The sequence below is a fragment of the Chryseomicrobium aureum genome (genome assembly GCF_016909155.1).
Taxonomy (GTDB): domain Bacteria; phylum Bacillota; class Bacilli; order Bacillales_A; family Planococcaceae; genus Chryseomicrobium; species Chryseomicrobium aureum.
Map to the genome: position 1 here is coordinate 49,937 of NZ_JAFBFG010000004.1, position 23,151 is coordinate 73,087.

The 23,151-nt window shown below is 45.0% G+C and carries 27 protein-coding genes; 2 read left to right on the forward strand and 25 right to left on the reverse strand.

What is annotated here, in order from left to right; genetic code table 11:
- Positions 1 to 26: 26 nt before the first annotated feature.
- The 5 genes from JOD03_RS05205 to JOD03_RS05225 all read right to left on the reverse strand — a co-directional run bounded on the left by JOD03_RS05205 (position 27) and on the right by JOD03_RS05225 (position 2,616).
- Positions 27 to 563 carry a F0F1 ATP synthase subunit delta gene (locus tag JOD03_RS05205; protein WP_204589781.1) on the reverse strand — a complete coding sequence of 179 codons (537 nt, stop codon included), beginning with the start codon at positions 561 to 563 and terminating at the stop codon, positions 27 to 29.
- On the reverse strand, positions 560 to 1,081 hold the full coding sequence (atpF, locus tag JOD03_RS05210) for a F0F1 ATP synthase subunit B (RefSeq protein ID WP_204589782.1): 522 nt from the start codon (positions 1,079 to 1,081) through the stop codon (positions 560 to 562). Before atpF ends, JOD03_RS05205 begins: the two co-directional genes overlap by 4 nt.
- Positions 1,082 to 1,216: 135 nt before the next feature.
- Entirely contained in the window at positions 1,217 to 1,441 is a 225-nt protein-coding gene (gene atpE, locus JOD03_RS05215; RefSeq protein ID WP_204589783.1) for a F0F1 ATP synthase subunit C, read from the reverse strand.
- 64 nt (positions 1,442 to 1,505) lie between these two features.
- Entirely contained in the window at positions 1,506 to 2,216 is a 711-nt protein-coding gene (gene atpB, locus JOD03_RS05220) for a F0F1 ATP synthase subunit A (RefSeq protein WP_204589784.1), read from the reverse strand.
- Between the two features lie 7 nt (positions 2,217 to 2,223).
- The gene (locus JOD03_RS05225; protein WP_204589785.1) at positions 2,224 to 2,616 is read right to left on the reverse strand and encodes an ATP synthase subunit I; all 393 of its coding nucleotides are present in this window, start codon (positions 2,614 to 2,616) and stop codon (positions 2,224 to 2,226) included.
- Between the two features lie 469 nt (positions 2,617 to 3,085).
- Here JOD03_RS05225 and JOD03_RS05230 point away from each other — a divergent pair, with 469 nt between their 5' ends.
- Positions 3,086 to 3,259, forward strand: a complete 174-nt coding sequence (locus tag JOD03_RS05230; protein WP_204589786.1) for a hypothetical protein — start codon at positions 3,086 to 3,088, stop codon at positions 3,257 to 3,259.
- A 134-nt stretch (positions 3,260 to 3,393) separates the two neighbouring features.
- Here the strand turns inward: JOD03_RS05230 and upp are convergent, their stop codons facing one another.
- The 18 genes from upp to JOD03_RS05320 form a co-directional block, all read right to left on the reverse strand.
- Positions 3,394 to 4,023: a uracil phosphoribosyltransferase gene (gene upp / locus JOD03_RS05235; protein ID WP_100353390.1), complete on the reverse strand. Its 630-nt coding sequence runs from the start codon at positions 4,021 to 4,023 to the stop codon at positions 3,394 to 3,396.
- A gap of 59 nt (positions 4,024 to 4,082) precedes the next feature.
- Positions 4,083 to 6,287: an EAL domain-containing protein gene (locus JOD03_RS05240; RefSeq protein WP_204589787.1), complete on the reverse strand. Its 2,205-nt coding sequence runs from the start codon at positions 6,285 to 6,287 to the stop codon at positions 4,083 to 4,085.
- 107 nt (positions 6,288 to 6,394) lie between these two features.
- Positions 6,395 to 7,630 carry a serine hydroxymethyltransferase gene (glyA, locus tag JOD03_RS05245; RefSeq protein ID WP_204589788.1) on the reverse strand — a complete coding sequence of 412 codons (1,236 nt, stop codon included), beginning with the start codon at positions 7,628 to 7,630 and terminating at the stop codon, positions 6,395 to 6,397.
- 13 nt (positions 7,631 to 7,643) lie between these two features.
- Positions 7,644 to 8,192: a TIGR01440 family protein gene (locus JOD03_RS05250; protein ID WP_204589789.1), complete on the reverse strand. Its 549-nt coding sequence runs from the start codon at positions 8,190 to 8,192 to the stop codon at positions 7,644 to 7,646.
- A 28-nt stretch (positions 8,193 to 8,220) separates the two neighbouring features.
- Positions 8,221 to 8,664: a ribose 5-phosphate isomerase B gene (gene rpiB, locus JOD03_RS05255; RefSeq protein ID WP_204589790.1), complete on the reverse strand. Its 444-nt coding sequence runs from the start codon at positions 8,662 to 8,664 to the stop codon at positions 8,221 to 8,223.
- A 46-nt stretch (positions 8,665 to 8,710) separates the two neighbouring features.
- On the reverse strand, positions 8,711 to 9,157 hold the full coding sequence (locus JOD03_RS05260) for a low molecular weight protein arginine phosphatase (protein WP_204589791.1): 447 nt from the start codon (positions 9,155 to 9,157) through the stop codon (positions 8,711 to 8,713).
- 35 nt (positions 9,158 to 9,192) lie between these two features.
- Positions 9,193 to 10,212, reverse strand: a complete 1,020-nt coding sequence (locus JOD03_RS05265; RefSeq protein WP_204589792.1) for an L-threonylcarbamoyladenylate synthase — start codon at positions 10,210 to 10,212, stop codon at positions 9,193 to 9,195.
- 6 nt (positions 10,213 to 10,218) lie between these two features.
- Entirely contained in the window at positions 10,219 to 10,458 is a 240-nt protein-coding gene (locus JOD03_RS05270; RefSeq protein WP_204589793.1) for a hypothetical protein, read from the reverse strand.
- A gap of 47 nt (positions 10,459 to 10,505) precedes the next feature.
- Positions 10,506 to 11,363, reverse strand: coding sequence for a peptide chain release factor N(5)-glutamine methyltransferase (prmC, locus tag JOD03_RS05275; protein ID WP_239584846.1), 858 nt, complete (start codon positions 11,361 to 11,363; stop codon positions 10,506 to 10,508).
- Positions 11,347 to 12,426, reverse strand: a complete 1,080-nt coding sequence (gene prfA, locus JOD03_RS05280) for a peptide chain release factor 1 (protein WP_204589794.1) — start codon at positions 12,424 to 12,426, stop codon at positions 11,347 to 11,349. The genes prmC and prfA overlap by 17 nt, the downstream gene beginning before the upstream one ends.
- A 220-nt stretch (positions 12,427 to 12,646) precedes the next feature.
- The gene (locus tag JOD03_RS05285; RefSeq protein WP_204589795.1) at positions 12,647 to 13,219 is read right to left on the reverse strand and encodes a thymidine kinase; all 573 of its coding nucleotides are present in this window, start codon (positions 13,217 to 13,219) and stop codon (positions 12,647 to 12,649) included.
- 236 nt (positions 13,220 to 13,455) lie between these two features.
- A complete protein-coding gene (gene rpmE / locus JOD03_RS05290; protein ID WP_094943609.1) occupies positions 13,456 to 13,671 on the reverse strand; it encodes a 50S ribosomal protein L31 in 216 nt (71 codons plus the stop codon).
- A 173-nt stretch (positions 13,672 to 13,844) separates the two neighbouring features.
- Complete coding sequence (gene rho, locus JOD03_RS05295) at positions 13,845 to 15,128, reverse strand: transcription termination factor Rho (RefSeq protein ID WP_204589796.1); 1,284 nt, start codon at positions 15,126 to 15,128, stop codon at positions 13,845 to 13,847.
- Positions 15,129 to 15,271: 143 nt separating this feature from the next.
- On the reverse strand, positions 15,272 to 16,234 hold the full coding sequence (glpX, locus tag JOD03_RS05300) for a class II fructose-bisphosphatase (protein ID WP_204589797.1): 963 nt from the start codon (positions 16,232 to 16,234) through the stop codon (positions 15,272 to 15,274).
- Between the two features lie 47 nt (positions 16,235 to 16,281).
- Positions 16,282 to 17,571 (reverse strand): UDP-N-acetylglucosamine 1-carboxyvinyltransferase, encoded by a 1,290-nt coding sequence (locus JOD03_RS05305; RefSeq protein ID WP_204589798.1) that lies wholly within the window; start codon positions 17,569 to 17,571, stop codon positions 16,282 to 16,284.
- An 8-nt stretch (positions 17,572 to 17,579) separates the two neighbouring features.
- A complete protein-coding gene (fsa, locus tag JOD03_RS05310; protein ID WP_204589799.1) occupies positions 17,580 to 18,227 on the reverse strand; it encodes a fructose-6-phosphate aldolase in 648 nt (215 codons plus the stop codon).
- Positions 18,228 to 18,291: 64 nt separating this feature from the next.
- Positions 18,292 to 19,149, reverse strand: a complete 858-nt coding sequence (locus tag JOD03_RS05315) for a class II fructose-bisphosphate aldolase (protein ID WP_204589800.1) — start codon at positions 19,147 to 19,149, stop codon at positions 18,292 to 18,294.
- Positions 19,150 to 19,255: 106 nt separating this feature from the next.
- The gene (locus JOD03_RS05320) at positions 19,256 to 19,618 is read right to left on the reverse strand and encodes a response regulator (protein WP_204589801.1); all 363 of its coding nucleotides are present in this window, start codon (positions 19,616 to 19,618) and stop codon (positions 19,256 to 19,258) included.
- A 173-nt stretch (positions 19,619 to 19,791) separates the two neighbouring features.
- Between JOD03_RS05320 and JOD03_RS05325 the strand changes: the two genes are divergently transcribed.
- A complete protein-coding gene (locus tag JOD03_RS05325) occupies positions 19,792 to 20,316 on the forward strand; it encodes a DUF2529 family protein (protein ID WP_204589802.1) in 525 nt (174 codons plus the stop codon).
- Between the two features lie 51 nt (positions 20,317 to 20,367).
- Here the strand turns inward: JOD03_RS05325 and JOD03_RS05330 are convergent, their stop codons facing one another.
- Together JOD03_RS05330 and rpoE are read right to left on the reverse strand one after the other, a co-directional pair.
- Positions 20,368 to 21,969, reverse strand: coding sequence for a CTP synthase (locus tag JOD03_RS05330; RefSeq protein ID WP_204589803.1), 1,602 nt, complete (start codon positions 21,967 to 21,969; stop codon positions 20,368 to 20,370).
- A 172-nt stretch (positions 21,970 to 22,141) separates the two neighbouring features.
- Positions 22,142 to 22,690, reverse strand: a complete 549-nt coding sequence (rpoE, locus tag JOD03_RS05335) for a DNA-directed RNA polymerase subunit delta (RefSeq protein ID WP_204589804.1) — start codon at positions 22,688 to 22,690, stop codon at positions 22,142 to 22,144.
- Positions 22,691 to 23,151 lie beyond the last annotated feature (461 nt).

Consider the following 23,151-nt stretch of genomic DNA (forward strand, 5'->3'; position numbering starts at 1 on the left):
ATGTCACCTCTCATATTTCTATAGTATTAACCGATCAAGTTACGCTTCAAGCGAGTAAGTTTAGAACTTAATGTGTTGTCGTAAATGCGGTTTCCGATTTGAATGCGTAGGCCACCAATTAAGGATGGGTCTACTACGTTATGAATATTTAAAGAACCTTTGCCTACTTCTTGTGCGAATGCAGAAGAAATGTGTGCACGTTCTTCGTCTGTTAGAGCGCGTGTTGAGTAAACCGTTGCTTCCGCAATTCCTTGTGCTTCGTTTGAGAGAGCACTGAATTCTTCCACAATGGCTGGAAGTTCGTGCAGGCGTTTCTTTTCAACAAGAAGCTGAAGTGTGTTCACAACTGCTGGGCTTGCTGAGCCGAATACTGTACGAATTAATTCTTTCTTTTTATCTAAAGAAAGTTTTGGAGAATCGAACAAGGCTTGCACGTCTGCGTCTTGCTTCCAAGCTGCTTTGATTTCTGTTAAGTCCTCACGTGTTGTAACCAATGTGTCGTTTTCTCGTGCCAGTTCGAATAAAGCGATGGCGTAACGCTTTGCTACTGCAGATTTGCTCACTTCGCTTCGCCTGCCTTCGCAATCGTAGCCTCGATCAATGCACGATTATCTTCTTCCGTAACTTCTTTCTCAAGCACTTTCGATGCAGCAAGTACTGACAAGGAAACAACTTCCTCACGTACAGCAGCAATCGCGCGTGCTTTTTCAGTTTCAATCTCACGTACAGCAGACTCTTTCAAGCGTGCTGCTTCTTCACGTGCAGTTGTCATAATCTCTTCACGAGAAACGTCGCCTTGTTTCTTCGCGTTTTCAACGATTGCCAATGCTTCCGTGCGTGCTTGTTTTAGTAATTCACGTTGCTCGTCAAGTAGTTTTTGTGATTCGATACGGCTGTTTTCAGCTGCTTCGATCTCGCTCGCTACTAACTGCTCACGCTCGTTCATGATTCCCATTAATGGACCCCATGCGAATTTCTTCAACAGTACCATTAGTAATGTAAAGAAGAATAAAGTCGCTAAGATATCCCATGTATTTAAGCCCGTGGCGCCAGCCCCGAGTACCAGGTAATCAAAAGACACGATTGTTTCACTCCTTTCAAACGCTATTCCGTCGTTTTCTTGCTTCTATTGAGTAAACAAAAACTTTGTTGTTTTCTGTGGTTGTTTTGCTTAAAGGAAGTGGCGGATATGCTCCGCCACTTAAGTTTTAATCAATTATTGGTTCAATGCGATGAACGCGATAACTGCTGCGATGATTGGAAGTGCCTCAACTAATGCAACCCCGATGAACATAACTGTTTGAAGTGCGCCACGTGCTTCTGGTTGGCGAGCGATACCTTCAACTGTTTTTGAAACGATAAGACCGTTACCGATACCTGCACCAAGTGCTCCTAATCCGATTGCGATAGCTGCTGCTAATAAACCTACTGAACCTGTCATTGTGTAGTTTCCTCCTAAAGTTTGGTTGGTTTTAAGTTTATACTGAAGTCCCCTTCAGTTTATATTAATGGTCGTCTGCCACTTTATGTGCCATATACACCATCGTTAACATAACAAAGATAAATGATTGGATACCCCCGATGAAGATCGAGAATCCGATCCAGGCCATACCTGGAATGATGGCTCCGATGAAGCCAAATGCGCTTGCAGTTGCGAGTCCGGCGATAAGTCCGAGTAGTACCTCACCTGCGTAGATGTTTCCGTAAAGACGTAGACCAAGTGTCAACGTGTTTGCGAATTCCTCAATAACTTTTAGTGGTGCCATGAATGGCAACGGTTTTGCAAAGTCACTGATGTACCCTTTGAACCCTTTTGCTTTCACGCCGTAATAGTTAGTTAATGCGATAATCATTACAGCAAGCGTCATCGTTACAACTGGGTCAGCTGTTGGTGATTTCCACCACAAGTATTTGTCATAAACGATGGCAAATGGAAGTCCGAGGATATTCGACACAAAGATAAACATAAGAAGCGTGATTCCAAGTACATGGAAGCTTCCGCCTGTTTTCCAGTCCATGTTGCTTTTGATGATGCCTTTTACGAAGTCCATAATCCACTCCATAAAGTTTTGCATCCCTGTTGGTTTGAGTTTCAAGTTACGTGTCGAAATGACAGCTATCAAGAACACGATAAGCGTCGTGATGGCAAGCATCATCAATGTCGACCAGTTTCCTGTCATACCGAGAAACTCATATTCTGGAGCTAAATGATCCACTAGTAGTTCACCTCTCTTTCGCATCTTCATTTTGTTTGCGTATCGCAAATACTAGCTGTTCTATGACCAGTAGAACATACGGTATCATTAGACCAATTACCGTACTGATCAAATGGAAATATTCAGGTAGCGATAGGGCAATCGCCACTGCCGCAATTCCTGAAGCAAAGCGTAATCCAGTACCGAGACTGACGCGCTTTTTTCCTTGATCAAAAGCACGGTCAAACTTCAGCATTCGACGCTGTAGGATCCAGAAGTTATAGAGTCCAAAGGCTGCCCCGAGACCGATGCCCGCAAATATGGTCGAATACGGCGTGAACGCTGCACCGAGCACACAGGCTGCGAGCAAAAAGAGTATGTACTTTTTCTGCCGCTGGTAAATGTGAAATAAATTGAGCATTGGAATTCTCCTGAATTTAGATTCGAATGGAAGCGAGATTTTTCGCTGGTTCTGGGGTGCTTCTCAAATGAAGACGCTAGCTTGCAGAAAGTGGAATAGACAGTCGGATTTCAGTATGAAACCCCTATCATTAATATCCTTTGTAAGCATACAATAGCACCTATTTCATGTCAATTGCATCCTGTGAAAAACATCACAAGACACCTCTGTTCGACAAATTACGGACATAATTCTTTTGTTATGTTTGGAAGGGGGTGTTTTTCGAACAAAAAATCCAACAGTGCCTAGGCGCTGTTGGAGAAAATAGAGCTTTCAATTGTTATATACGAAAGTTTTACGAGACGCAAACCAAGTTGAGTGGAATGCAGGGGCTGACTCCAGTGGGATCCAAGTCGGAACGTGAGACCCCACAACGAGACGAAGTCGAAGTGAGGAGGCTCACGCCGCGCCCTCGGAAAGCAGCCCCGGAATGGAACTCAACGTTTTAGAACAGTCGGCTTCACATCTAAATGGAATCGAGTTGCGCCTCCTAGAAATCCCGCAAGAAGCCATCGCGGCCTATGAAGCAAAGAGCGCTTCACAGTCCACGCTGTCTTCTCGCACAATTTCTGAACAGTCGGCTCCACATCTAAAACCAAGTTGAGTGGAATGCAGGGGCTGACTCCAGTGGGATTCAAGTCGGAACGTGAGACCCCACAACGAGACGAAGTCGAAGTGAGGAGGCTCACGCCGCGCCCTCGGAAAGCAGTCCCGGAATGGAACTCAACGTTTAAAAACTTACTTTGTACCAAATAAACGGTCACCCGCATCGCCAAGACCTGGCACGATGTAGCCGTGATCGTTTAACTTTTCGTCAAGCGCTGCGATATAAACGTCGACGTCTGGGTGTGCTTGTTGCAATAATTCGACGCCTTCTGGTGCTGCAATCAAGCACATGAATTTGATGCTAGTTGCTCCGCGCTTTTTCAGTGAGTTGATGGCTTCGATTGCGGAACCGCCCGTAGCAAGCATTGGGTCAACGACGATAAAGTCGCGCTCTTCCACGTCTGCTGGCAATTTCACATAGTATTCGACCGGTTGCAACGTTTGTGGATCACGGTAAAGACCGATATGCCCAACTTTTGCTGCCGGAATCAATTTTAAGATGCCGTCTACCATGCCGATTCCTGCACGAAGGATTGGCACGATACCCATCTTCTTCCCTGCAAGGACCTTTGATTTTGTGACGGTTACAGGTGTCTCTACTTCCGTTTCGACTAGTGGCATGTCGCGAGTAATTTCAAAGGCCATCAGTGTTGCGACCTCATCGACTAGCTCGCGAAATTCTTTTGTCCCTGTCTCGACGCTGCGGATATACGTTAATTTATGTTGAATCAGTGGGTGATCAAATACGAAAACTTTTGACATCCTGTTCACTCCTCTTCATTTCATTCTGACCTATTATAGCAAAAAAAAGAGAAGACTTTCTAGGTCTCCTCAGTTTTGATTATTTCGTCTATTTGCGCGAGAGGTAATGGCTTATAGAAATAGTACCCTTGTCCGATAGAACAACTCATTCCACGCAGTAAAATCATTTGTTCATAGGTCTCAATGCCCTCTGCAACGGCTCGAATATCGAGTTTGTCAGCGAGATCGATAATTGTTTGGACCACCGCTCGTGTTCCACTCGTATGAATTTGTGAGATGAAGCTCCGGTCTAATTTAATTTCAGAGATCGGAAGTTCATGCAAATAACTGAGTGATGAATAGCCAATTCCAAAGTCATCGATGGAACAATGAATCCCCTCTTTTGCGAGATTTTTCAAAATCGTTTTTGCTTGCTCCAAGTCTTCAAGACGAATACTTTCTGTCAGCTCCAGCACAATGCATTCTGATGGGAGGTCGTAGTCTTTTAACAATCGAAGTAAACTTTCTAAAAAGCCAGATTGATAAAAGTGGTTCGGCGAGATGTTCACTGCTACTGGGTAAAGGTATTTGTGTTTAGATTGGCGGTCACTTTGCCATGATAAAACTTTATTTAAAATAATCATCTCGAGTTGGTCAATTTTACCCGCGCTCTCGGTCGCTTCGATGAAGTCGACTGGAGAAACGATGCCAAGACGACTCGAGGTCCAACGCGCAAGTGCTTCAAAACTGATGATCCGACCGCTCTCCATATCGACTTTCGGTTGCAAATGGACATCAAATTCCTGCTCCCGCAAGCCAATTTCAATGGCACTTTGCAATTCCATATTGCGCTTGATGGCTTCATCCATCTCTTCTGAATAATAACAGACCTGCTCACCGTTTCGTTTTTTCGCTTCAGAGAGAGCAAGATCTGCCTGACGAATGAGCTGCGTCACTTCATCACCTTTTTGATACGGTACGACACCAATATGAAGAGGGAGAAAAATTTCCATTTGATCGATTTTGATTGGGAAATGACCAGCTCGTAGGAGCAGTTCTAGAATATCTCGGAAATCTTCCCGCCTTGTATTCCCTGCCAAAATAAGCGTTGTGCTCGTAAAGCGTGCCATCACATAGTTGTAGTCTTCCAAGATTCCGTCTAATCGACGGCCCAATTCTTTCAACACTAGGGATGCGATTTCTCGTCCAAACATATCGACAATTTCCGGATGGTTTGTCGGTGTAACGATTGCGACAAATCCATTTTCTGAGTCCTCATTCAAATCTTTGACCTCTGTATAAAAATAGTTCATATTGGCAAGGCCTGTTTCCTGGTCTTGATACGCCAAATGCAGAATTTTTTCTTGATCCGCTGCATTGCGGAATGCGAGTAGAACGAGCGGCACGATTTTTTGAATAAACGCCATTTCGAGTTTCGTAGGGCTAATACTTTCGCGGAAATAAACACCGAACGTCCCTATCGTTTGCCGCTGGTGATTGACAATCGGGAAACTCCAACACGCCTTAAACCCATAAAGATTCGGACCTTCCCCGATATACGGAATCCAATTTGGGGAGTTCTCAACATCCTCAGTGATGACAACTTGCTGATGGTAAGCTGCTGCTCCACACGTTCCAGAATTCGGCCCAATCTCTAGACCCTCTATTACTTTTGAATACTCTTTCGGTAAAGACTTGGTGGCAAGTCCATAGAGATGGCCATCGCGCACGTGCATGATGCTACACATCGAACCTTCTGTGAAAAACTGCTCTACTTTATAACAAATTTCTTGAAGAAGTGAACTGATGGCATAGCCTTTTTCAATTCCTTCATAGATCTCTGCTTGCATTTCAATGATAGACTCTTGTTGTTTTTGGACAGTAATATCGGATTGAAGAGCCACTTCGAACACGGAATTACCAGCACTGTCATAAAACGTTTGGCCGATGACATCAAACCAAATAGGTGTGCCGTCCTTACAATAGTGTAAAACTTCACGTCTAGAAGATCCCATTTCATTAAAATCCCAGCTGATCAAACGCTCCGTCTCGTGAAAATGAGAACTGCTATATTGTTGACTTCCATAAAGAAAAGAGACACTCTTTCCATAGACATCCGATGGTTGAAATCCTGTCTTTTCAGAAAAGGCTTCATTGACATAAATGATAGGTTTTCCTGGAAGGTTAGGGTCCCGAACGATATAACTTGTATCAAATTGACTACCTATCTTTTTAATCCAGTGCAAGAGTTCTGTTCGCACCGCGTTATCAATCTGTTGGCTCATACCCGCCCCCCTCTACTGAATAGTCACGAATGATTTTCTTTAGTTTACGGAAAATTGCGAAAAAAAGCCACCTCATTTTTTTGGAGGTGGCTCGTAGTTCTCATATATTAAGCATAAAGTGGAAACTTGTCCGTCAACGCTTTCACTCGATCTTTCGCAGTCGCGAGGGCCGCTTCGTCTTCATGATTTTTCAGAAGATCAGCGATAATTTTACCGATTTCTTTCATCTCATCTTCTTTGAATCCACGCGATGTGACAGCTGGCGTTCCAATTCGAATACCAGAAGTGACGAACGGGCTTTCTTGGTCGAATGGAATTGTATTCTTGTTAACTGTGATGCCGACTTCATCAAGGACATGCTCGGCTACTTTCCCAGTCAATCCTAAACCTTTTACATCGATCAAAAATACATGGTTGTCTGTTCCGCCAGATACGATACGCACTCCCTCTTCTGACAGAGTAGCGGCTAACGCTTGTGCGTTTACGATTACTTGTTGTTGATACGTTTTGAAATCGTCTTGAAGTGCTTCACCAAATGCGACAGCTTTCGCTGCAATCACATGCATAAGTGGTCCACCTTGAATACCTGGGAAGATTGTCTTGTCGATTTTCTTTGCCCACTCTTCAGTAGTCAAAATCAATCCACCACGTGGTCCACGAAGTGTTTTATGTGTAGTCGATGTGACAAAATGGGAATGTGGCACTGGGTTTGGATGCAAACCAGCAGCGACAAGTCCTGCGATGTGCGCCATATCGACCATTAAATATGCACCGACTTCATCTGCGATTTCACGAAACTTCGCGAAGTCAATTGTGCGTGAGTATGCACTTGCTCCTGCTACGATCATTTTCGGCTTATGCTCAAGCGCTTTTTGACGAACATCTTCATAATCGATCAGTTCGTTTTCTTTGTTGACACCGTACTCGACGAAGTTGTACTGAATTCCACTGAAGTTAACAGGTGAACCGTGTGTTAAATGCCCACCGTGTGAAAGGTTCATTCCAAGGATTGTATCCCCTTGCTCAAGTGCTGTCATGTAGACCGCCATGTTCGCTTGTGAACCAGAGTGTGGCTGGACGTTGGCGTGTTCTGCACCGAATAGTTCTTTTAAACGGTCACGTGCGATGTTTTCAACGACATCGACGTGCTCACATCCACCGTAATAGCGTTTCGCAGGATAGCCTTCTGCATATTTATTTGTCAGTACAGAGCCTTGCGCTTCCATAACAGCTTGTGTGACAAAGTTTTCAGAGGCGATCAGTTCGATATTGGCCTGCTGACGCTTTTTTTCGTTTTCCATTGCTTCGAATACGGCTTGGTCTTGCGCTTGAATGTTTTTCACTATGATGTTCCTCCTAGTTTCCATAAAATGCACGTCGTCCACCAATGAGCTTTGGACGTGTGGCAGCCGTGGTGACGATGGCATCACCTATCATCTTCACGGATGTTCGAACAGGTACAGCGACTTCTTTCAAATGCATCCCAATCAATGTTTGACCAATATCGATGCCTGCATGCGCGCGAATGTTCTCTACGACGACTGGGTCATGGAACTGTTCATAGGCATAGGCAGACATGGAACCGCCTGCAGATGGGACCGGTATAACCGATACTTCTTCGAGCTGAAACTTGTCAGCCGTTTCGCGACACATGGTGAGTGCGCGGTTTATATGTTCACAGCCTTGAAACGCAAGATAAACACCTTTTCGTCTTGCGAATTCCTCGAGGGGCTCAAAAAGTGCCTCTGCAACTTCCGTGGCCCCCGCTGTTCCAATTTTCTTCCCGATAACTTCTGAGGTGGAGCAGCCGACGACAAAGAGTGTAGCCGGTTTGATGTCCATGAGTTGTTCGAATTCGTTCAGCAGCTGTTCAAGTTGTGCTTTCCACTGGCTTGTTGCTTCCATTCCAAACGCCTCCCTCATAGGAATTGATTTAGTTGTTGTCTTCGATTTGTGCAATTTTGTTGATACGTGTTTCGTGACGGCCGCCTTCGAATTCGTTCTCGAGCCAAGTCGATACGATTTCGCGAGCAAGACCTGCCCCAATGACACGCTCACCCATTGCAAGGATGTTTGAGTTGTTGTGGCATTTTGTCATTTTTGCAGAAAATACGTCGTGGACGAGCGCACAACGAATACCTTTGTATTTGTTAGCGGCAATCGACATTCCGATTCCAGTTCCACAAATCAAAATTCCTGAATCAAACTCGCCTCCTGCAACGCCCTCACATACTGGCTTTGCATAGTCTGGGTAGTCCACAGAGTCTTTTGTTTGGGGACCGAAGTCTGTGACTTGATGGCCTAGTTCTTCTAGAAGCGAGACAATTTCTTTTCGTAAGTTGTTTCCGCCATGGTCGGATGAAATGGCAATGTTCACGTGCATTCCCTCATTTCTGTATCATTCGTTCAAGTCCATCATATCATTAATTTTTGTCGTTGTGGAGATGCAGTCGGTGAAGTGCTTTTTGTTGCAATTGTTCAAGTTGATACAGTGTAAACTGATAATCTTGCAAGTTCCCTCCAAACGGATCTGCAATTTCAAATGCGTTTTCTGGATCTGCAAATTCCGAATAGGTGAAGACCTTATCGCGATTTTCCGGAAACGCATGGAGAAGCGCATGCTTGTGACTCGTTGTCATCGTCAAAACGACATCCGCCCAATCCAGTAGGTCTGCTGTCACGGGTTGAGAAGCATGCGAAGCATCTACCCCCTTTTCAGCCAAGGCTTGTTTGGCATGATAGGACATGTCCGCTCCGTGGCTTGCATAGACACCAGCCGATTGAACTTCGAAGCCATCGACCTCGCGCCAAATTGCTGCTGCCATTGGACTACGACATGTATTTCCTGTACAAACAAATAAAATGTTCATAGAAAGTCATCTCCTTTTTACCCCTCGTGGTTATCTCATAACCAACTACCGCCCGCAGCTTTCTCGAGACGGTTCATCAATGCCTTGCCGACTCCTTCAGCTGGGAAAGCGGCCGCCACAATCAAATCGACTTCTACTTGATTACATGCCCGAAGTGCATTAAACAAGTGACGGCTAATTGACTCGAGTGACGCGTCAGTCCCGAGTGACAAAAACTCATCGTGAGGAAGGTGGCGATACTTTTCTGGAGCCACCAGCGCAATCTTTTTACCCATTCTGCGCAGCTCTTCCATTTTGTCACCTGTTATTGCCTGATCTAAATATGCTAAGTAAACCGGCGCATCTGGGGCATAGTGGGTATATTTCATCCCAGGTGCTTTCGGAGCCTGTTCTTCGCGAAGACGACCTGCACCTTGCATGTCTCCAATCACGTCTTGGAGCATTTCTTCTGTGATGGAACCTGGGCGCAATAGTGCGGGTGGTTGAACGGTAAAGTCAACAATCGTCGATTCCAATCCGGCCGTTGCAGGTCCTCCATCCACAATCATTGGAATGCGTCCCTCTAAATCTTCAATAACGTGACTTGCCGCAGTGGGGCTAGGTTTGCCACTGCGGTTTGCGCTTGGTGCCGCTATAGGAATGTTCGCGAATTCAAGAAGTTCATGGGCAACGGGATGCGCCGGCATTCGCACACCGACTGTGGATAACCCAGCTGACACGGCTGGCGCAAGTGCCCCTTCTTTTAAAGGTAAAATTACCGTTAATGGACCCGGCCAGAATGCATCCATCGCTTTTTGTGCAAGTTCTGGAATATACGCGATGAACCCTTGCAGTTGCTCGGTTTTTCCTACATGAACAATAAGTGGATTATCAGAAGGACGGCCCTTTGCCTCATAGATTTTAGCAACAGCTTGAGGATTTCTCGCATCTGCACCAAGGCCGTATACAGTCTCTGTCGGGAAAGCCACTACTTCTCCAGCGACCCACTTATCCACAATTTGTTGATAACTTTCAAGGTTATCCCCATCTCTATCCACATGTACAAACTTTGTCATTTCGCGTCATCCTTCTTGTAAACTGATTTTATCCCCATCCTGTGGAGAACTATCGTCATCATCTGTGGAAAACCATCGCTTCCATAGTGTGACAAAAAACGATTTTGGCTCTCCGACATCCTTCTTGTCGTAGCAACTATTTTTCACGAGGATACACCAAAAGTTATCTCCACGTCCATCTAATAAGATCCATAGAAAATGTTCAGCGGCGTCTAGCCGATTTAGTAAATTTTGAAAATGAGTCATCCCGATTCTCCCTTGAAATCAGCATGACCCACTTTCTACTACTCTATTCATAAAGTTGCAAAAACCATTCGGTCGCGTCCGTTTAAATCTTCAACGACTTCCACTTTCGCTGTCGGAAGCGCTTGCTCTAGCAGTAGTTTAACTGCTGGACCTTGCAAATACCCGATTTCAAAACCGACGATGGCCTGCGCACTTAGTAGTTCTGGTAACCTTGCACACATCTTTTTGTAGAAATAAAGCCCCTCGTCTTCTGCAAATAGAGCAAGATGTGGTTCGTGGTCAAGGACGTTACCATGCATTTGCTGCTTTTCCACTTCTGCGATATAAGGGGGATTGGAGACGAAAATATCCCACTTCTCCCCTTCAATCGGCTCGGTCATATCCCCTTGCAAGAATTGAACGTCTGCTTGTAGAAAAACAGCATTGTGTCGCGCGACTTCTAGAGCTTGAGACGAGATATCCACAGCATGGACCTCAGCTTCTGGAATCTCCAGTTTCAAAGTCGTTGCGATGCATCCCGTACCTGTTCCGATATCCACAATTCGAACGGGTCGCTTGCCAAATAAAGTTTTCTTACGTTGTATGAGTTGCTCGATCAATTCTTCCGTTTCCGGACGAGGAATGAGGACATCCGGAGTCACTTTGAAGTGACGGCCGTAAAATTCAGCTACTCCGCTTACATACTGATACGGCGTTCCGGTTGCGATTTGTTCAATTCCTTTTTCGTACTTTGTAATTTTATCTTCCGGAAATGGATCGAACTGCTTCATCATCACATCACTGGACGTGAACTGTAAAACATCTTGCAAGAAAAACTTTGCAGCAAGTCCTTCTTGTCCGTTTGCCTCTAAATAAGAAGAAGCCCACGAGAGGGCCTCTTGAATTGTATTAAATCGTACTTTCATTCATCTTCTCCAGCTTTTCGGCTTGATCTTCGATAATCAATGCTTCAATGATTTCATCGAGTTTGCCTTCCATAATTTGGTCAAGTTTCTGGATTGTCAGGCCGATACGATGGTCTGTTACACGATTTTGAGGGAAGTTGTACGTACGGATACGCTCAGAACGGTCACCCGTTCCAACTGCTGATTTACGTACAGCATCGTATTCCGCTTGTGCTTCTTGACGGTACTTGTCCGCAACACGCGCACGCAGTACTTTCATCGCTTTTTCTTTGTTTTTGATTTGAGATTTCTCATCCTGACACGTCACGACTGTATTCGTTGGAATGTGTGTTAGACGAACCGCTGACATCGTCGTATTAACCGATTGTCCACCGGCACCAGACGATGCATACGCGTCAAAGCGAATGTCTTTGTCGTGAATTTCCACATCGACTTCTTCCACTTCCGGAAGACAGGCAACTGTCGCAGTTGACGTATGGATACGCCCACCCGACTCCGTTTCAGGAACACGTTGCACGCGGTGTGCACCGTTTTCATACTTCAATTTTGAGAAAGCTCCGTTTCCAGTAATCATGAAGACGACTTCTTTGTAACCACCAAGACCTGTAGGTGAAGAATCCATAATATCGATTTTCCAGCCATTTGTTTCAGCAAAGCGGCTGTACATGCGGAATAAGCTTCCAGCAAATAAAGCTGCCTCGTCTCCACCTGCTGCTCCGCGGATTTCCATGATGACGTTTTTGTCATCGTTCGGGTCTTTCGGAATCAATAAAATGTGCAAGCGTTCTTCGAGTTTTTCGATTTGCTCCTCCAGTTCATTGACTTCTTCTTTGACCATTTCGCGCATGTCTGCGTCGAGTTTGTCATCTAACATTTCTTTAGCTTCTGCCAATTGTTCTTTTGCTGCCTTGTATTCACGGTAAGCATCGACTGTTTCTTGTAGGTCCGATTGCTCTTTTGAGTACTGGCGAAGCTTGTTTGTATCATTGACGATTTCCGGGTCCGATAGCATTTCGTTCAGCTTGTCATAGCGGTCTTCAACGGCTTGTAAGCGATCAAACATAGGGACACCTCCTGGGGCGGGTTTGTTTTTAGGTTTTCTAGCAAAGGCTTTGGAAATTTGAGTTTGAACGTGTGCGCGGCGGTTGTGGCGAATTAGTTTCCATAATATGACTCAGGGCACAAAACAAGGCTTTGAGGGCACAAAAACCCTTGCTCAAGTCACAAAACAACCATCTGAGGGCACAATGAAGGCCCTTCAGGTCACAAAACTAAAGCATTTCTCATAACGGCGGATTCGCATGACACTTCCGGCAAACCGGGTAGTAGCTATCGTTACCACCTATGACGATTTGAGCGCCCGTGCGAACTGGCTTTTTGTTCTCATCCACACGCAAATTCATCGTTGCTTTACGGTGACAGAACCAACAAATTGTTTTCATTTCTTCGATTTTATCGGCGTACGTCAACATGTACCGGCTACCTTCAAACAATTCATTCATGAAGTCATTTTTCAGACCAAAGCCCATCACAGGAATATTTAGCTCATCTACGATTTGGGTAAGTTGCAGGACGTGTTCTTTGCTAATGAATTGGACTTCATCAATAAGAACACAATAGATACGCTCATTTTGATCTTTTACGTAGTCAAACAAGTTGGTATCCTCAAATACCGGAATCGCTTTGCGCTTGAGTCCGATTCGACTTGCGACCGTTCCCACTTCGTCCCGTGTATCGATTGCTGGTGTGAAAATAATGACCGGTTTGTTTTGTTCTTCATAGTTGTGGGCAACTTTGAGGATCTCGATGGATTTCCCGCTGTTCATTGCGCCATGCTTGAAAAATAGTTGTGCCATGTAGGTACCCCTTTCTTATAAGTACCTGTCCCAGAAACTATTCAGACATTCATGAATATTCACCGAATATACATCAAGAGCCTACGTTATCACGGTTAGTTTTACATATTTATGAATTGTGTTTGAATTGTGTGGGTGACAGGTACCTTTTGGGAACGACTTCCAAATAGAAGTCGACTCCACATCTAAATTTAAAAAATACCTGTAAGGCAAATGCCCCACAGGTATTTAGGTTCTTAGTTTTGTTGCTCTTCTTTAAGACCGTATTTTTTGTTGAAGCGATCAACACGACCATCCGCTGCTGCGAATTTCTGACGTCCTGTGTAGAATGGGTGACACTCGCTGCAGAACTCGACGTTGATGTTTTCTTTTACAGAACCTGTTTTGAATGAGTTTCCACATGAACAAGTAACTGTTGCTTCTTTGTAGTCTGGATGAATTCCTGATTTCATCTGCTTTCTCTCCTCTCGCCCTGAACCATCTGGAACAGAGTTGGTTATGAAAACTGATACCTTACATGGCCCGGTTGTGTCAGCCACATATGTAACAGAAATAATAAAACTTACAACGACTAGAATAGCATGTTTTGGCAGTGAATTCAAGTAGTTGATTTGAAAAAAATAGCTTACAACGACGCTTTGTTTGCCTTATGTGCTTTCATTTCATCCGCTAATTGTTGGAAGAATGCGTCGTTGTCTTTTGTCTGTTTCAACTTGCGCATGAATCGCTCGGTAAAGTCTGGAGAATCCGAGAATGTCTTGCGGATGGCCCATAGTTTATCCAGCTGTTCTTTTGGCAGTAACAACTCTTCTTTCCGTGTACCTGAGCGGCGAATATCTAACGCTGGGAAGATGCGACGTTCAGCAAGCTGGCGATCTAGGTGAAGCTCAAGGTTTCCTGTTCCTTTGAACTCCTCGTAGATCACTTCATCCATACGCGAGCCTGTGTCGACTAAAGCCGTTGCTAAAATCGTCAAGCTTCCGCCTTCTTCGATATTACGAGCTGCTCCGAAGAAACGTTTTGGACGGTGGAATGCTGCTGGGTCAATCCCTCCAGAAAGCGTCCGACCGCTTGGTGGAATCACTAAGTTGTAAGCGCGAGCAAGACGCGTGATGGAGTCCATCAAAATAATGACGTCCCGCTTGTGCTCAACAAGGCGCATCGCACGCTCAAGAACAAGTTCTGTCACTTTTACGTGGTTTTCAGGAACTTCGTCGAATGTTGAGCTAACAACATCTGCTTTCACTGAACGCTCAATGTCCGTTACTTCTTCTGGTCGCTCATCGATTAATAGGACAATCAATTCCGCTTCCGGATGGTTCGTTGTGATGGCGTTAGCTACTTCTTTCAATAACATCGTCTTTCCGGCTTTTGGTGGAGCTACAATTAATCCACGTTGACCGAAGCCCACTGGCGCAACTAGATCCATGATGCGTGTAGACAATCGTTCTGGCGTCGTCTCTAACTTTAACTGACGGTCCGGGTAGAGCGGTGTAAGGGCAGGAAAATGAACACGTTCTTTTGCCGTTTCTGGGTCTTCCCCGTTTACCAGTTCAACGTGTAACAATCCGTAATAACGCTCGCTCTCTTTTGGAGGACGTACTTTTCCGGTAACTTTATCTCCGTTACGTAAATCAAAGCGACGAATCTGCGAGGCAGAGATGTAGATATCTTCAGAACTCGGCGAATAGTTGATTGGGCGAAGGAAGCCAAATCCTTCTGATGAAATGATTTCTAAAACACCTTCCATGAAGAAAAAGCCTTCTTGCTCGGCACGCGATTTCAAGATGGATATAATGAGTTCTTTTTTTGTTAGTTTACTGTAAGACGAGATTTTGTATCTCTTAGCGAGCTCATATAGCTCTTTTAACGTCATATTTTCCAGTTCATTGATTGTATGCTGGGTCATATTGGCACCACACTCTTAGATTATTTTGTTGGGATTGCATGTGTTGGGAGTTATCGGATACAGGAAGGGATGATTCAGTAGGAGTACTAAATGATAGAAGAAATGTCCGCACAGAAAAAGCTCTGTGCGGCATTCTATCTTTTTTACAGGACTAGATTCGGTTTCTTTTTCAAGCTATGACGGCCTTCTACGAAACGGACCGTACCAGATTTTGCGCGCATAACCAGTGTATGCGTTTCTGCATACCCTGCTTTGAACTGAACGCCGCGAAGAAGTTCTCCGTCTGTAACACCTGTAGCTGTGAAGATCGCATCGTCACCGCGTACAAGGTCTTCCATACGCAAGACTTTGTTCACATCAAGACCCATCTTGATACAACGCTCTAGTTCACCTTCTTCATGAGGTACTAGACGGCCTTGAATTTCTCCTCCTAGACACTTCAAGCCAACAGCCGCGATCACGCCTTCTGGTGCTCCACCCATGCCGAACAAGATATCGACACCTGTCTCGTCAAACGCCGTGTTGATGGCACCTGCCACGTCTCCGTCGTTAATCAATTTGATGCGAGCTCCAGAAGCACGAATTTCGTCAATGATCTGTTGGTGACGCGGGCGATTTAAAATTGTTGCCACTACGTCTTGAATATCTTTGTTTTTGGCACGAGCAACGGCCTTTAAGTTATCGATGACCGGTGCATCAATATCGACCAATCCGACTGCTTCTGGACCCACTGCAAGTTTGTCCATATACATGTCTGGGGCGTGGAGCAAGTTGCCACGGTCTGCGATTGCTAGAACTGCTAATGCGTTCCAACCACCTGACGCGACAATGTTAGTGCCTTCAAGTGGATCAACGGCCACATCTACTTGTGGCCCACCGTTACCAAGACCTAATTTTTCACCGATATACAGCATCGGCGCCTCGTCCATTTCACCTTCACCGATTACGACGACACCTTCCATAGGAATTGTGTCAAATACAGAACGCATTGCGGTCGTCGCCGCGTCATCTGCTTCTATCTTTAACCCGCGCCCCATCCAGCGTGCAGACGCAATCGCTGCCGCCTCAGTTACACGTACTAATTCCATTGATAAACTTCGTTCCATCGTTTCTCCTCCTGCCAAGCGTTTTCTAAACCTGTCTTATTGTACCACTACACGGTTCTGTCTGCATTCGTAATTTCGACAGGCTCGAGCTTCACACGTCGAATGTCTGCGCCTAAAGCAGATAATTTCTCAATTAATCTACCATAGCCACGTTCAATGTGATAAATGTCGTGGACTTCTGTTTCCCCTTCAGCAATCAAACCAGCTAGCACTAGAGCAGCTCCTGCACGTAAATCACTTGCGCGGACACTTGCTGCTTCTAACTTTGTCGGTCCTTTAATAATGGCTGTGCTGCCTTCCACTCGACCTTCTCCGTTCATGCGACGCAATTCATCGATTTGCTTGAAACGAGCAGAATAGATCGTGTCTGTAATAACAGACGTACCATCCGCTTGCGTCATCAGCACAGTGAATGGCTGCTGCAAGTCTGTTGCAAAGCCTGGGTAGACAAGGGTCTTCACATCGACATTTTTCAAGTACTCTACGCGTGGAATATAGAGGGACTCTTCACGTTCTTCAATGACAACGCCCATTTCTTGCAGTTTGGCAGTAAGTGCTTCTAAGTGAAGCGGAATGACATTGTCGATCTGCACACCGTCACCGATGAGCGCTGCCATGATCATGAATGTTCCGGCTTCGATTCGGTCCGGAATAATCGTATGGTTCGTGCCGTGTAGGCTGTCCACACCTTCGATTCGGATGATGTTCGTCCCGGCTCCTTTGATGTTCGCTCCCATATTCGAAAGGAGTGTTGCCACATCAATGATTTCAGGTTCTTTCGCTGCATTTTCGATGATGGTACGTCCATTCGCACGCACAGCAGCGAGCATAATGTTGATAGTTGCGCCAACGCTGACAACGTCTAGATACACTTTTGTGCCTTCGAGTTGTTCTGCACGTAAATAGATAGCACCGTGCTCATTGGACACTTTCGCACCAAGAGCTTCAAACCCTTTGATGTGTTGGTCAATCGGACGTGGTCCTAAGTGACATCCACCAGGCAGACCAATTGCTGCGTGACCGAATTTGCCTAGCATTGCACCCATCAAATAATACGATGCACGTAGTTTTTTAATATTGCCATTTGGCAACGCCATGTCCTGGATGTTCGTCGGATCAACGACCATTGTTCCGTCTTCAAACGTCACAACAGCTCCGAGCTCTTCTAAAATTTCTTTTAAAATATAGACATCCGCGATTTCTGGTAAGCCTTCGATAGTGACAGGTGAATCGGCTAAAAGGGTTGCGGGAATTAGTGCTACCGCGCTGTTCTTTGCACCACTGACTTTGATGGTCCCTTTTAAACGATTGCCTCCATTGATTTTATAAACCTCCATAGAAGCACCTACTTCGCTTGACGATTGTTCCAGTCGTTCAAGAATGCTTCGATACCCTTGTCAGTCAGAGGGTGATGGAAGAGTTGTTGCAATACTTTAAATGGTGTTGTAGAGATGTGCGCACCATTTAATGCAGCGTCCGTGATGTGTTGAGGGTGACGGATCGATGCTGCGATGATTTCTGTATCGATATCGTGGATCGTGAAGATATCTGCAATTTTCGCAATCAGTTCCATTCCATCATGACCGATATCATCAAGACGCCCTAAGAAAGGAGACACATACGTTGCTCCTGCACGCGCTGCAAGTAAGGCTTGGTTTGCACTGAAGATCAGCGTCACGTTTGTTTTAATGCCTTCTGCGCGGAAAACTGAACATGCTTTTAAGCCTTCCGGAGTCATAGGAAGTTTTACTGTAATATTTGGAGCGATTGCTGCTAGCTCGCGTCCTTCTTTGATCATGCCTTCTGCGTCCAAAGCAATTACTTCTGCAGAAACAGAGCCATCGACAAGTGCTGTGATTTCACGAAGACGATCGTGGAATGAGATATTTTCTTTTGCTACTAGTGACGGGTTTGTTGTAACACCGTCGATGATGCCCCATGAGTGGGCTTCTTTAATTTCGTCAAAGTTTGCTGTATCGATAAAAAATTTCATGAATAATTTCCTCCAATTAGTGAAATGGGAGAAGCAATGAACGCTTCTCCCGTTAGTTCAATATTTACGCTTGGCCTGAGCTACCGAACTCGCGCATTTTGCCTTTTACTGTTTCTTTAATAGCATCGCGCATCGGCGTCAAGTATTTACGTGGGTCATATTGCTCTGCGTCTGCGTTTAAGAAGTCACGCACAGCTTTTGTACCCGCAATTTGATTTTCAGTATTTACGTTGATTTTTGCTGTCCCTAAAGAAATCGCACGTTTGATATCTTTCGTTGGGATGCCTGTCCCTCCGTGAAGAACTAGTGGAAGGTCTGCAAGTTTTGAGATTTCTTCCATTTCATCAAAACCAAGGTTTGGTTCACCTTTATATGGTCCGTGTACGGAACCTAGTGCTGGTGCTAGGAAGTCGATGTTTGTGCGCTTCACAAGCTCTTCACACTCTTTTGGGTCTGCATAGATAACACCGTCTGCAACGATATCATCTTCTTGGCCACCTACTGTACCAAGCTCTGCTTCTACAGAAACGCCATTTGCATGTGCATATTCTACAACTTTAGAAGTCGTTTCAACGTTTTCTTCAAATGGGTGGTGAGATGCATCGATCATGACAGATGTAAAGCCTGCATCGATTGCTTCTTTACATTTTTCAAAACTAGAACCGTGATCTAAGTGAATTGCAACAGGAACAGTTGTCCCGAAGTCTTTCATTAATCCCTTCACCATATGTACCACAGTGTTGAAGCCGCCCATATAACGCGCTGCTCCTTCAGATACACCTAAAATGACAGGAGATTTTTCTTCTTCTGCAGCTTGAAGGATCGCTTGTGTATATTCAAGGTTGTTAATGTTAAATTGCCCAACTGCATAGCCCTCACGTTTGCCTTTTTCAAGCATGTCTTTCATTGATTCTAATGCCATGAATGGACCTCCTCTAAATGGTGATAGCTTAAATTTAGGTTGACCTGCTATCTATCCTTCAGTGTACCAAAAAAAGGCGTGGGTTTCCACACCTGTCCTCTCGCTATTAAGAAGCTTTGAGCTGTTCGATCACTGCTGCACGTACTTCAAAGATATCAAATGGTTTGGTGAAGTAAAGAGACGCCCCAAGTCGCTTTGCTTCGTCAATCAAGTTCAATTCCCCATAAGCAGTCATCATCATCACCGGTGTAGTTGCATCCAGTGCTTTGATGCGCTTTAAAATCTCTATCCCGTTCATACCCGGAATTTTCATATCGAGCAAGACGCCGTCAATCGTCTGTGCATCAAATTTCTCGAGTGCTTCTTGGCCATTTGCCGCTACTGTAACCGTATATCCGGACTGTTCAAACACTTCTTGCAACAGCATTCGAATTCCCGGTTGATCATCGACGATCAATAAATGCGTCACACTTTCCCATCTCCTTATCGTACAAAAGTTTCTCGCATAATTAGTAACAATTATCCTCTTAGCAGGAAAAAAATTCAATACGTTTTTCGAAACATTTTTTCAACAAATCCCGACGTCCCACTAGCAAGGAGACCTTCAGGTTTTGTATACTGTGTCGTGAGGTGAAAGAACGTATGAAAATGTTAACAACACAAGTGACAGGTCTGCTCCAGCGGATCGCCAATAGCCAAGAAGAAGCGATCGAAGAAACAGCACGTCTTCTGGCACAAGCGACAGTCGGCGAAGGCCAGGTCTATTTGGCTCCATTTGGTGAGATGGAAGCTCTCTATGCAAATGCTACTGCTTCACAGCTATTCCCGAGTTTAGCAAAGTGGACAAGTGCGAGTGAATTAACGTCTGCGGATCGCGTATGGATTTTAACTCCGCGCGCTGATCATCCGGAAGCTTTAGCTCTTGCACGTGAATTAAGCGACCGCTTCATCCCATTTAGTGCGCTAGCTGCAGATAAAGCGTCGGAAGAAAACGTCTTAAGTGAGTTGGCCTATACTTACGTGTCACTAGGATTTGCAAAAGGATTGCTCCCGACCGATACCGGTGAACGCGTAGTAGTACCGTATGCGTTAGCGGGCCTATTTGTGTATGAAGCCGTGCTGCTTGAGGTTCGCGACATGACGCTTGGGTCGGATGAGTTGGAGTAGACATAAAAAAACCGGATTCGCGTTTGCGGATCCGGTTTTTATTTGGCTAGATTAGTTTTTTGCTTCTACAGAAGCTTTGATGAACTCACGGAACAATGGTTGTGGACGCGTTGGGCGTGACACAAATTCCGGGTGGAACTGAGAAGCTAAGAAGAACGGGTGATTTGGAAGCTCGATGATTTCTACTAAACGACCATCTGGGCTCGTTCCTGAGAATACGAAGCCTTCGTTTTCAAATGCTTCACGGAATTCATTGTTGAACTCGTAGCGGTGACGGTGACGCTCATACACTAAGTCTTCGCCGTAAGCTTCACGCGCTTTTGAGCCTGGCTTTAATTTACATGGGTATAGACCAAGACGAAGCGTTCCACCTAAGTCTTCCACATCTTTTTGCTCTGGAAGAAGATCGATGATTGCATGGTTTGTTTCTGGGTTCAACTCAGTAGAGTGTGCGCCTTCTAAGTGTAAGATTGAGCGTGCAAATTCTACAGTTGCAAGTTGCATACCTAGGCAAATCCCGAGGAATGGCACGTTGTTTTCACGTGCAAACTTCGTCGCTAAGATTTTCCCTTCCACACCACGGTCTCCAAATCCACCAGGAACTAGGATTCCGTCCACATCAGACAAGATTTCGTCTACATTTGATTCGTTGACATGCTCCGCGTTGATCCATTTCACATCGATATCTGCATCGAATGTGTATCCAGCGTGCTTCAATGCTTCTACGACAGAAATGTACGCATCCGGAAGCTCTACATACTTCCCGACTAGACCGATTTTGACTTTTCCAGAAAGACCTTTCACTAGAGAAACAAGGTTTTTCCAGTCTGTCATGTCCGCTTCTTTGTTTTCTAGCTTGAAGTGGTCAAGAACGATTTGATCAAGGTGTTGCTCTTGCAGATGAAGTGGAATTTCGTATAGAGATTCCGCATCGAGTGCTTCGATAACTTCTTCCGGCTTGATATCACAGAACAATGCAATTTTGTCTTTCATTTCTTGTGGTACGGGTGCTTCAGAACGAACCACGATTACATTTGGTTGAATCCCAAGTGAACGTAATTCTTTTACTGAGTGTTGTGTCGGCTTTGTTTTCATTTCGCCCGCTGCACTGATGAACGGAAGAAGCGTCACGTGGATGTACATGACGTTGTCGCTGCCGACGTCACGTTTCATCTGACGAATCGACTCTAGGAATGGAAGAGATTCGATATCCCCTACTGTCCCGCCGATTTCTGTGATGACGATATCTGCATGTGTTTCGCGTGCTGCAAGGTACAAACGCTCTTTAATCTCGTTCGTAATATGCGGGATGACTTGAACTGTTCCGCCGTTGTAATCGCCGCGACGCTCTTTGCGAAGAACAGACGAGTACACTTTTCCTGTTGTGATGTTCGAGTATTTGTTTAAGTTGATGTCGATGAAGCGCTCGTAGTGACCTAAGTCTAGATCTGTCTCTGCGCCGTCATCTGTTACGAAAACTTCCCCGTGTTGATAAGGACTCATTGTCCCTGGATCGATGTTGATATATGGATCGAATTTTTGAATCGTGATGTTGAGTCCACGATTTTTCAGAAGACGTCCGAGTGAAGCGGCCGTGATCCCTTTACCAAGTGATGATACAACGCCACCTGTTACGAAAATATACTTTGTCATGTGTAGTTCCTCCTGCATTTGAAATTGCCCTAACCGTGGCTATTTGTAAAAACAAAAAAGCGCCCTCCTGCTGCTTTGGCAGGGGAGCGCATTATGCACATTGGATGTCGTCTCTTTTTTGAGAGCCCAATTAAATCTTAATGCGATATGACACTGAAGTCAAGAATGAAAATTAGAGTTCTTCTTCCTCGTCCTCTAGGTCTTCATCAGCCTCTACTTCTTCGTCGATTTCAAATTCTTCGTCTTCCTCGTCTTCAATAAGGTCTTCGTCGATTTCTTCGTCAACAGGGAGAAGTACTGGATCTGCTTCGTCTTCGTCGTCATCTTCATCTTCGATTAGTTCTTCAAGTTCTTCTTCATCGTAAAGAAGCTCATCTTCGTCTTCAAGGATTTCTTCGTCTTCATCAACAGCTTTTGCTTTTTTCTTACGCACTTTAACAGTCGGTGCAGACTCTTCTTCGATCGTGTCTACCGGGTACCACTCACGTAGGCCCCATTGGTATTCTGATGTCGCCAGGAAGCGGCCATCGATGTTCATGTCTGTATAGAATTGAAGTTTTTTCTCTTCCATTTCAGCATCTGTATATCCTGAAACGTCTTGAATTGCTTTGAACAAATCTTGCAGTTCAAGCGCTTCGCGACGGTCTGTAAGTAGGGTGAACGCTAGGTTGATTAGCGACTCTTCTTGTAATTGTTCTTTCGTCATCTCACGAAAATTCATTCGGTCAACGTCCTTTCTTTGTCCGTTTGCATACCTTTCATTGTACCCATTATACAGAAATATTTCCACTATCTCTTTGTTCTTTTTTTCGACTTTATCATAAAGAACCCTACGGCGAATAAAAAGAAAGCTAAAATCAGGAGCGGAATGGAGCCGATTTGTTCATTGTAGACGAATGCGGTGACAAAAAGGAGTGCGAGGACTATAAGCCAGATGATAAGTTGTTTCAAGAAGGACCCTCCTTTGTCTGATAGAATTATCGTACTATTTTGACAGGGCAGGCGCAAGGGGCATTCTAATAGGTACCTGTCCCAAAAACAATTCCGACAATCGTGATTATTCATAGATTATGCAACAGGAGTGTGCATTCTTGTGTAAGAAATCGGATAACTATAAATTGTTTTGGAATTGTTTGGGTACCAGGTACCTTTTGGGAGCGTTTTCCATTTGGTGCCTGTCAC

Bases quoted from the DNA above. Each gene is read 5' to 3' on its own strand.
- JOD03_RS05330 (WP_204589803.1), bottom strand. From the start codon at position 21,969: ATGACAAAGTATATTTTCGTAACAGGTGGCGTTGTATCATCACTTGGT.
- rpoE (WP_204589804.1), bottom strand. From the start codon at position 22,690: ATGAATTTTCGTGAGATGACGAAAGAACAATTACAAGAAGAGTCGCTA.
- upp (WP_100353390.1), bottom strand. From the start codon at position 4,023: ATGTCAAAAGTTTTCGTATTTGATCACCCACTGATTCAACATAAATTA.
- JOD03_RS05230 (WP_204589786.1), top strand. From the start codon at position 3,086: ATGGAACTCAACGTTTTAGAACAGTCGGCTTCACATCTAAATGGAATC.
- JOD03_RS05305 (WP_204589798.1), bottom strand. From the start codon at position 17,571: ATGGAGGTTTATAAAATCAATGGAGGCAATCGTTTAAAAGGGACCATC.
- glpX (WP_204589797.1), bottom strand. From the start codon at position 16,234: ATGGAACGAAGTTTATCAATGGAATTAGTACGTGTAACTGAGGCGGCA.
- rpmE (WP_094943609.1), bottom strand. From the start codon at position 13,671: ATGAAATCAGGAATTCATCCAGACTACAAAGAAGCAACAGTTACTTGT.
- JOD03_RS05240 (WP_204589787.1), bottom strand. From the start codon at position 6,287: ATGAGCCAACAGATTGATAACGCGGTGCGAACAGAACTCTTGCACTGG.
- atpE (WP_204589783.1), bottom strand. From the start codon at position 1,441: ATGACAGGTTCAGTAGGTTTATTAGCAGCAGCTATCGCAATCGGATTA.
- rho (WP_204589796.1), bottom strand. From the start codon at position 15,128: ATGACCCAGCATACAATCAATGAACTGGAAAATATGACGTTAAAAGAG.
- JOD03_RS05270 (WP_204589793.1), bottom strand. From the start codon at position 10,458: ATGACTCATTTTCAAAATTTACTAAATCGGCTAGACGCCGCTGAACAT.
- JOD03_RS05265 (WP_204589792.1), bottom strand. From the start codon at position 10,212: ATGACAAAGTTTGTACATGTGGATAGAGATGGGGATAACCTTGAAAGT.
- JOD03_RS05250 (WP_204589789.1), bottom strand. From the start codon at position 8,192: ATGGAAGCAACAAGCCAGTGGAAAGCACAACTTGAACAGCTGCTGAAC.
- JOD03_RS05315 (WP_204589800.1), bottom strand. From the start codon at position 19,149: ATGGCATTAGAATCAATGAAAGACATGCTTGAAAAAGGCAAACGTGAG.
- prmC (WP_239584846.1), bottom strand. From the start codon at position 11,363: ATGAAAGTACGATTTAATACAATTCAAGAGGCCCTCTCGTGGGCTTCT.
- JOD03_RS05260 (WP_204589791.1), bottom strand. From the start codon at position 9,157: ATGAACATTTTATTTGTTTGTACAGGAAATACATGTCGTAGTCCAATG.
- prfA (WP_204589794.1), bottom strand. From the start codon at position 12,426: ATGTTTGATCGCTTACAAGCCGTTGAAGACCGCTATGACAAGCTGAAC.
- JOD03_RS05225 (WP_204589785.1), bottom strand. From the start codon at position 2,616: ATGCTCAATTTATTTCACATTTACCAGCGGCAGAAAAAGTACATACTC.
- JOD03_RS05285 (WP_204589795.1), bottom strand. From the start codon at position 13,219: ATGGCACAACTATTTTTCAAGCATGGCGCAATGAACAGCGGGAAATCC.
- fsa (WP_204589799.1), bottom strand. From the start codon at position 18,227: ATGAAATTTTTTATCGATACAGCAAACTTTGACGAAATTAAAGAAGCC.
- JOD03_RS05325 (WP_204589802.1), top strand. From the start codon at position 19,792: ATGAAAATGTTAACAACACAAGTGACAGGTCTGCTCCAGCGGATCGCC.